This window comes from Pseudomonas fuscovaginae SE-1 (genome assembly GCF_000364705.1).
Taxonomy (GTDB): Bacteria; Pseudomonadota; Gammaproteobacteria; order Pseudomonadales; family Pseudomonadaceae; genus Aquipseudomonas; species Aquipseudomonas fuscovaginae_A.
The window spans coordinates 1-8,267 of record NZ_AQOH01000038.1 but is presented as its reverse complement, the minus strand read 5'-3'; the positions used below and the strand labels follow the sequence as shown (position 1 = coordinate 8,267).

General features: G+C 67.1%; 1 protein-coding gene. It reads right to left on the bottom strand.

The genetic code is table 11. The features are described 5' to 3' along the window. On the bottom strand, nucleotides 1–8,267 hold an 8,267-nt coding region (locus K675_RS0104835), incomplete at both ends, for an amino acid adenylation domain-containing protein (protein WP_017902380.1).

The window sequence follows — 8,267 nt, the reverse complement described above, 5'->3', positions numbered from 1 at the left end:
GTCAACGTCACGCCATCGTGGATCGCGGCGCACGCCTCGGGACGGGCACGGACCTGAGCCTCGAACAGGCCGTGCACGGTCCGCGTCCGTGGGTAGTCGCGATCGCTGGCATTGAACGCCACCAGCACCTGCTCACGCTCGGCAGCCGGCAGGACCGAAATCCCGGCCAAGGGTGTCTGGGGCGCCTGCTCCAGGGCTGCAGCCAGATTGGCCAGGGCCGTGTGCATGTAGTCGCAGATCCGCTGCGCGCCGATACCCTCCAGGGCCGCGACACTCAGGACGAAATCCTCACCCAGGTCATCCACCGACAGGGTCAGCGGATAGTTGCTCCACTCCTCGCCGCCCAGCCCTTCGATGCCGTTCCACGCCGACCGAGCCTGATTGTCGACCTGCACGGCGCTATGCCGGTAGTTGAGCAACGCGCTGAACAGCGGGGTCGGCACGGCCACACCGCTGCAACGCTGGGCCAGGGCCAGGGACGCGTGCTCGTGAGCGAGCAGGTCCGTCAGGCGCTCATGGGCCGCCCGGACGCCCGCCCGGACATCACGGGCATTGACCTCGATGCGCAGCGGCAAGGTGTTGATGAACATCCCCAGTGCCCGGTCGGCGCCCTCGCCGCCCTGCATCCGCCCCATCAGCACGGTGCCGAACACCACGTCTTCGCGACCGCTGACCCCGCCAACCACCCGGGCCCAGGCCAGGTGATGCAGACTGGCGGCACTGACGCCCAGTTGACGGGCGCACTGGCGCAGACGACGGCTCAGGGCCTGGTCGACCACTTGGCGGGCCTGCTCGATGGCGTTGCCATCCTGTACCGCCTGCAGGCCGAATGGCAGGGTCGGCTCGCTGACATCGCCCAGCATCTCGCGGAAGAAGGCTTCGTGGTCGGCCTGGCTGCTTCCCAGACGCGCCTGGGCCACATAGTTGCGGAACGGCACTGGCGAGCCCAACTGCGCCTGCTGCCCCAACAGATAGGCCTGCATCTCGTACTGCACCACCTCCAGCGCGGTATGGTCCAGCGCGATGTGATGGAACAGCAGCATGGCTACCCAGTGCTGTTGGCTGGCGTCGTAGGCACAGGCCAGGCGCAGCAAGGGTGCCTGGCGTACATCGAGCCGGTAGTGCAGCGGATCGAAATGCTTGCGCAATTGCTCGTCGATGTCGCCGTCCTGCGGGGCAAGGGGCAACTCCTCCAGCACCAGCGGTGCCTGACGCAGTACCACTTGCACCGGCTCGTCCAGGCCTTCCCAGAATACGGCGGTACGCAGGATGTCGTGACGGCCGATCACCCCCTGCAAGGCGTCGAAAAAGGCCGACAGCCGCTCGCGGTCCCGCAGGTGGAACAGCGCCTGCTGGAGATAGAGATCGCCCTGCTCCGCCGCCAGGTGGTGATAGAGAATCCCCTCCTGCAATGGCGCCAGCGGGTAGATATCCTGTACGTTCGCCGCACCGCCCGGCACGTTCGTCACCACCCGGTCGATCTGCTCCTGAGTCAGGTCGACCAGGGGCAACAGGTCCGGCGTGATGCGCTCGCAGCCGGCCGCGATCAGGTTGGCTGGCACCACGACTTCCGTGTTGCCGCCCACCGCCGCCGCCAGGGCCGACAGGGTCGGCTGTCCGAACAGCACCCGCACGTCCGCGCTCAGACCGATCTGGCGCATACGTTCGATCAGCGTGACCGCCAGCAGCGAATGGCCGCCCAACTCGAAGAAGTGGTCATGCCGCCCTACGCGCTCAACCTTGAGCAGTTCGGCCCAGAGTTGCGCCAGCAGGTTTTCGGTTTCACCTTGCGGGGCCTCGTACTCACGGCTGATCAGCGCCCCAGCGTCCGGGGCCGGCAGGGCCTTGCGGTCCAGCTTGCCATTGGGGGTCAGCGGCAACGCATCGAGCTGCACGTAGGCCGCCGGCACCATGTATTCCGGCAACACGGCCTGCAGATGACCACGCAGCTCTTCGACCGCCAGAACGGTTTTCGGCTGCTGTGCCGTGACATAAGCCACCAGGCGTTTCTCGCCGGGGTTGTCTTCCCGCGCCAGCACCACGCTTTCCTTGACCCCGGCACAAGCGGCCAGGCGCGCTTCGATCTCCCCCAGCTCGATACGGAAGCCACGGATCTTCACCTGGTCGTCGTTGCGGCCCAAGTACTCGATGTTGCCGTCCGGCAGATGGCGAGCCAGGTCGCCGGTGCGATACAGGCGTCCGTTGCCGAACGGATCGTCGAGGAACCGCTCGGCGCTCAGTTCAGGACGGTTCAGATAGCCACGCGCCACCTGCACGCCAGCGATGTACAGCTCCCCCGCCACGCCTCGCGGCACCGGCTGACGGTACGCGTCGAGCAGGTAGATCCGGGTGTTGGCCACCGGCTTGCCGATCGGCGTGTTGTCCGGGGTCTGCTCCAGCGCTCCGGCGCAATCCCAGGCGGTCACGTCCACCGCCGCTTCGGTCGGCCCATAGAGGTTGAACAGGCCGACCTGCGGCAGTTGCTGCTTGAAGCGCCGCACCAGGTGCCCTGGCAGGGCCTCGCCGCTGCACATGACCCGCCGCAGACCGCTCTGCTGGGTCTGGCCGTGGGCCAGGAAAAGGTCGAGCATCGACGGCACGAAGTGCAAGGTGGTGATGCCCTGCTCGCCAATCACCTGCCGCAGGTAGGCCGGGTCGCGATGGCCGCCGGGGCGTGCCATCACCAGCCGCGCACCGTTGAACAGCGGCCAGAAGAACTCCCAGACCGACACGTCGAAGCTGAACGGGGTCTTCTGCAGCACCCGATCCGAGACGTCCAGGCCGTATTCGTCCTGCATCCACAGCAGACGGTTGACCACCCCGCGGTGTTCGTTCATCACGCCTTTCGGCTGGCCGGTGGAGCCGGAGGTGTAGATCACATAAGCCAGGTGCTCGGGACGAACGTCCGCGCGCAGCGGGTTATGCTCTGGCTGGGCCAGCAACCCCTCATGCTCGGCCCGCGCCGGATCGAGCAACAGGACCGGTACGTCGCTGGGCGGCAGTACCGCCCGCAGGGATTGCTGGGTAAGGATCACCGCCGGGGCGCAGTTGTCGAGCATGTAGGTCAGGCGGTCGATCGGGTAATCCGGGTCCAGCGGCACATAGGCGGCGCCGGCCTTGAGAATGCCCAGGAGCCCCGCGACCATCGCCAGGCTGCGTTCGACACAGATCGCCACCCGATCATCCGGGCCGATGCCCAGGCCGATCAGACGGTGGGCGATACGGTTGGCCTGGCGATTGAGCGCGTCGTAGCTCAGGCTGCCCTGCTCGTCCACTACCGCGATCGTTTCACCGCACTGGGCGACCCGTGCCTCGAACAGCCCGTGCAGGGTCACGTCCTGCGGATAGTCGACCGCCGTGGCGTTGAAGCCTTCCAACAGCTCCTGGCGCTGCACCTCGTCGAGCAGGGCGATTTCGCCGACCAGCGCCCGCTCATCGGCCGCCATCGCGCGCAACATCGCCTCCAGGTAACCCAGGCAGCGCCGCATGCTCGCTTCGTCGAACAACGCCGTGGCGTATTCAAGGCTGCCGTACAGGCGGTCGCCCACTTCGGTCATGTCCAGCAGCACGTCGAACTTGGCCGTGCTGCTGGTCACCCCGACGCCTTGCAGGGCCATGTCGCCCAGAGCCAGATCGACATCCTCGGTGTTCTGCCAGGACAACATCGCCTGGAAGATCGGGCTATGGGCCAGGCTGCGTTGCGGCCGGACCACCTCCACCACCTGCTCGAACGGCAGGTCCTGGTTCGCCTGGGCCGCCAGGGTCTGCCGCTTGACCTGTTGCAACAGGCTCTCGACGCTCGGCGCGGCCGAGAGGTCGACACGGATCGCCAGGGTATTGACGAAGAACCCGATCAGGTCTTCGACCTCGGCGTGCAGACGGTTGGCCGTCGGCGTACCGATCACCACATCGTCCTGGCCGGACAGGCGGCCGAGCACCGCGGCCCAGGCGGCCATCACCGTCATGAACAGGGTGGTGCCCTGGCGCTGGCTCAGCGCCTTGAGGTCGCGGGTCAGCTCGGCGTCGAGGGCCAGGCCCACCATATGCCCGCTGTAGTCCTGCTGGGGCGGCCGTGGTCGGTCGCTCGGCAGTGTCAGAAGCACCGGCGCTCCAGCCAGGGCCTGTTGCCAGTACCGCCCCTGCCGTTGCAGGACGTCACCGTCCAGCCAGCGACGTTGCCACAGCGCATAATCGGCGTATTGCACCGGCAAGGCCGGCAGCGGATCTGCCGCGCCCTGACGGAAAGCCTCGTAGAGCGCGCCCAGTTCACGGGTCAGCACTGCGGCGGACCAGCCGTCGGAAACGATATGGTGCAGGGTCACCAGCAACACATGGTCGTCATCAGCCATGCGCACCAGCCGCCCGCGCACCAGCGGCCCGTTCACCAGGTCGAAGCGCTCACGCGCCTCCTCGGCGGTGATCTGCCGCAGTTCGTCTTCCGCCTGCGCCCGCCCGCTCAGCACCTGCCATTGCAGGCTGAAACCGATGTCGGCCGGGGCGATGCGTTGCTCAGGCTGTTGCCCCGGCAACTGGACAAAGGTGGTGCGCAATGCTTCGTGGCGGGCGACGATACGATCCAGCGCCTGCTTGAGCGCCACGCGGTCCAGACTGCCACGCAAGCGCAGCCCGGCCGGAATGTGATACGCCGCGCTGCCTCCGTCCAGTTGCGCGAGGAACCACAGGCGCTGCTGGGCGAACGACAACGGCAGAACCTGGTCGCGTGGCGCGGGTACGATCGGCGGCTGGCTGCTGCCGGCGGCCTGCGTCAGCACCTGGGCCAGGGCCGCAAGCTCCGGTTGGGCAAAGATGTCGGCCAGGTTCAGCTCGACGCCGAGGCGTTGGCGCACCTGGGAGATCAGGCGCATGGCCAACAGCGAGTGCCCGCCCCGTTCGAAGAAGTGGTCATGACGACCGACCTGCTCCAGGTTGAGCAGGTCCTGCCAGATCTGCGCCAGCGCCGTTTCGAGCGTACCGTGCGGGGCGACATGGGCGCGATTGGCAAAAGCGTCTTCCGCCGGGGCCGGCAAGGCCTTGCGGTCGAGTTTGCGGTTGGGGGTCAGCGGCAAGGCGTCGAGCAGCACGAAGGCGCTCGGCAGCATGTACTCGGCCAGTTGCGGCGCCAGCTCCGCACGCAGGGCGGCGACATCCAGATCCGCTTGTGGTTGCGCGACGACATAGGCCACCAGGCGTTTTTCCCCGGGGTTGTCCTCCCGGGCGATCACCACCGCCTCCTTGACGCCGGCGCAATTGCCCAGGCGCGACTCGATTTCGCCCAGTTCGATGCGGAAACCGCGAACCTTGACCTGGAAGTCGTTACGCCCCAGATATTCGATACGGCCGTCGGCCATGTAGCGGGCCAGATCGCCGGTCTTGTACATGCGCGCATCCGGCTCGCTGCTGAACGGATCGGCCAGGAAACGCTCGGCGTTGACCTGTTCGAGGTTCAGGTAGCCGCGTGCCACGCCATCGCCGCCGATGAAGATCTCTCCAGCCACGCCATACGGCACCGGCTGCCGATGGGCATCGAGCAGGTAGATCCGGGTGTTGGCCATCGGTTTGCCGATGGTGGCGTTACCGCTGCCTTCGCTACCGGCAACCGTGTCATGGCTGACGTAGGCCGCGGTGCAGGACACCGTTGCCTCGGTCGGACCGTAGGTGTTGATCAGCCGGGTATGCGCCGGACGCACCTCATCCCAGAGCTTGAGTTTCTGCGCCGACAGCGCATCGCCCGTGACGTTGATCAGCCGTACATCGGCCAGGCGCCGCGCCGCCAAGCGCGGCTGGCTGTGCCATTCGGCGGCCAGGGTGTGCCAGTGGGCGGCGGTCATGTGCAGGAAGGTCGGACGGATACCGTAGTCCTGCGTCCCCTCGCTGCCGAAGATCTCCCGGCTTGGCGCCAGGGTGGCGCCGGCAAGCAGGGCCGGGAAGATCTCTTCCACCGACAGGTCGAAGTTCAGCGTGTTCTGCTGCAGTACGGTGTCCGCCGGGGTCAGGCCGAACAGGCGCGCGGCATCGACGCTGTAGTTGACCAGCCCGCGGTGTTCGATCATCACCCCCTTCGGATTGCCGGTAGAGCCGGAGGTGTAGATCACGTAGGCCAGGTTGCGCACGCCGAGGTCCGCGACCACCGGGTTGTCGTCGCGCTCGCTGAAACCCTGGCGCTGGTCGTCGTCGAGCAGCAACTGCGTCAGGTCCAGTGCCGGCAGGCGTTCCTGCAACGCACGCTGGGTGAGCAGGACCGACGGTGTACTGTCCTCGATCATGTAGGCCAGGCGTTCGGCCGGATAGGCCGGGTCCAGCGGCACATAGGCCGCACCGGCCTTGAGCACGCCGAGCAGGCCGACCATCATTTCCACCCCGCGTTCGACACAGATCGCCACCCGGTCGTCCGGGCCGACGCCCAGACCGATCAATTGGTGGGCCAGGCGGTTGGCCTCGCGGTTCAGTTCGGCATAGCTCAGGCGCCGGTCCCGGAACGCCACTGCGATGGCCTCCGGTTGCGCCTGCACTTTCTCCTCGAACAACTGGTGAATCGTGCTGTGGCGTGGGTACGGCGCTTCGGTGGCATTGAGGCCCCGCAGCAACTGTTCACGCTCGGTGTCATCGAGCAACGGTACCCGCTCCAGCACCTGCTGGTCATCGGCGACCATGGCTTGCAGCAGACGCTGGAAGTAACCCAGGTAACGCAGCATGGTGCCTTCATCGAACAGCGCGGTGGCATATTCCAGCGAACCGAGCAGGCGGCCCTGGACTTCGCCCAGGTCCAGCGAGAGATCGAACTTGGCCAGGGTATGCCCGGCGTCCAGACCTTCCAGGCGCAGGTCGCCGAGCGCCAGGTCGCTGCCGCCCATGTCCTGCCAGCTCAGCATCGCCTGGAAGATCGGGCTGTGGGACAGGCTGCGCACCGGCTTGACCACTTCCACCACCTGCTCGAACGGCAGATCCTGGTGCATCTGGGCGCCCAGGGTGGTGGTCTTGACCCGGGCCAGCAAGGTCTGGGCGGTCGGCTGCGCGCCGAGGTCGACGCGGATCGCCAGGGTGTTGACGAACAGACCGATCAGTCCTTCGACTTCACTGCGGGTACGGTTGGCCACCGGCGAGCCGATCACCACGTCCTCCTGCCCGGCCAGACGGCCGAGCAGCGCGGCCCAGGCGGCCATCACGGTCATGTACAGGGTGGTGCCGTGCCGCTGGCCGAGGGCCTTGAGGCCGCGGGTCAGCTGTTCGTCGAGAACCACCGGCAGCGCGGCACCGGCATAGTCCTGCTGGGCCGGACGGACCCGGTCGGTAGGCAGCATCAACAGCGCCGGGGCATCGGCCAGGGCCTGTTGCCAGTACCGGGTCTGCTGTTGCAGCCGCTCGCCGCTGAGCCAGCGACGCTGCCACACCGCGTAATCGAGGTAGTGCAGCGGCAACGGAGCCAGCGGATCATCCTGGCCCTGGCTGAACGCGGCATAGAGTGCGGCCAGTTCGCGGGTCAGTACGCTGATCGACCAGCCGTCGGAGACGATATGATGCATGGTCACCAGCAGCACGTGATGCTCCTCGGCCAGGCGGATCAGGCGGCCGCGAATCAGCGGCCCCTGTTCCAGGTCGAAGGCCTGCAGGGCTTCCTCGCTGGCGAGCGCCTGCAGCCTGGCGTCGACGTCCGCCAGGCCCTGCAGGTCATGCAGTTGCAGGCTGAAGCCGGCGTCTGCCGGGGCGATCCGTTGCAACGGTTGTTCGTCGTCACCCTGGATAAAGGTGGTGCGCAGACCTTCGTGACGCGCGACGATGCGCTCCAGTGCCCGTTGCAGGGCCGCACGGTCGAGCACGCCGCGCAGACTCAGGCCACCGGGCATATGGTAGGCAGCGCTGGCGCCCTCCATCTGCGCCAGGAACCACAGGCGCTGCTGGGCGAAGGACAATGGCCAGGCCTGGTCGCGGGCCACCGGCACGATTTCCGGCAGGCTGCTGCGTCCGGCCTGGGCGATCACCAGGGCCAGGTCGGCCAGTTCGGGCTGGGCAAACAGCTCGGCCAGGCCCAGTTCGACCCCCAGTTGCAGGCGGATCTGCGAAATCAGGCGCATGGCCAGTAACGAATGGCCACCCAGCTCGAAGAACCGGTCATGCCGGCCGACCCGGGACAGACCGAGCAACTCTTGCCAGATATGGGCCAGGGCGATTTCGATCTCACCTTCGGGGGCCACGTAGCCACGGCTGACCACGGCATCACCGTCCGGCGCCGGCAGGGCCTTGCGGTCCAGCTTGCCGTTCGGTGTCAGCGG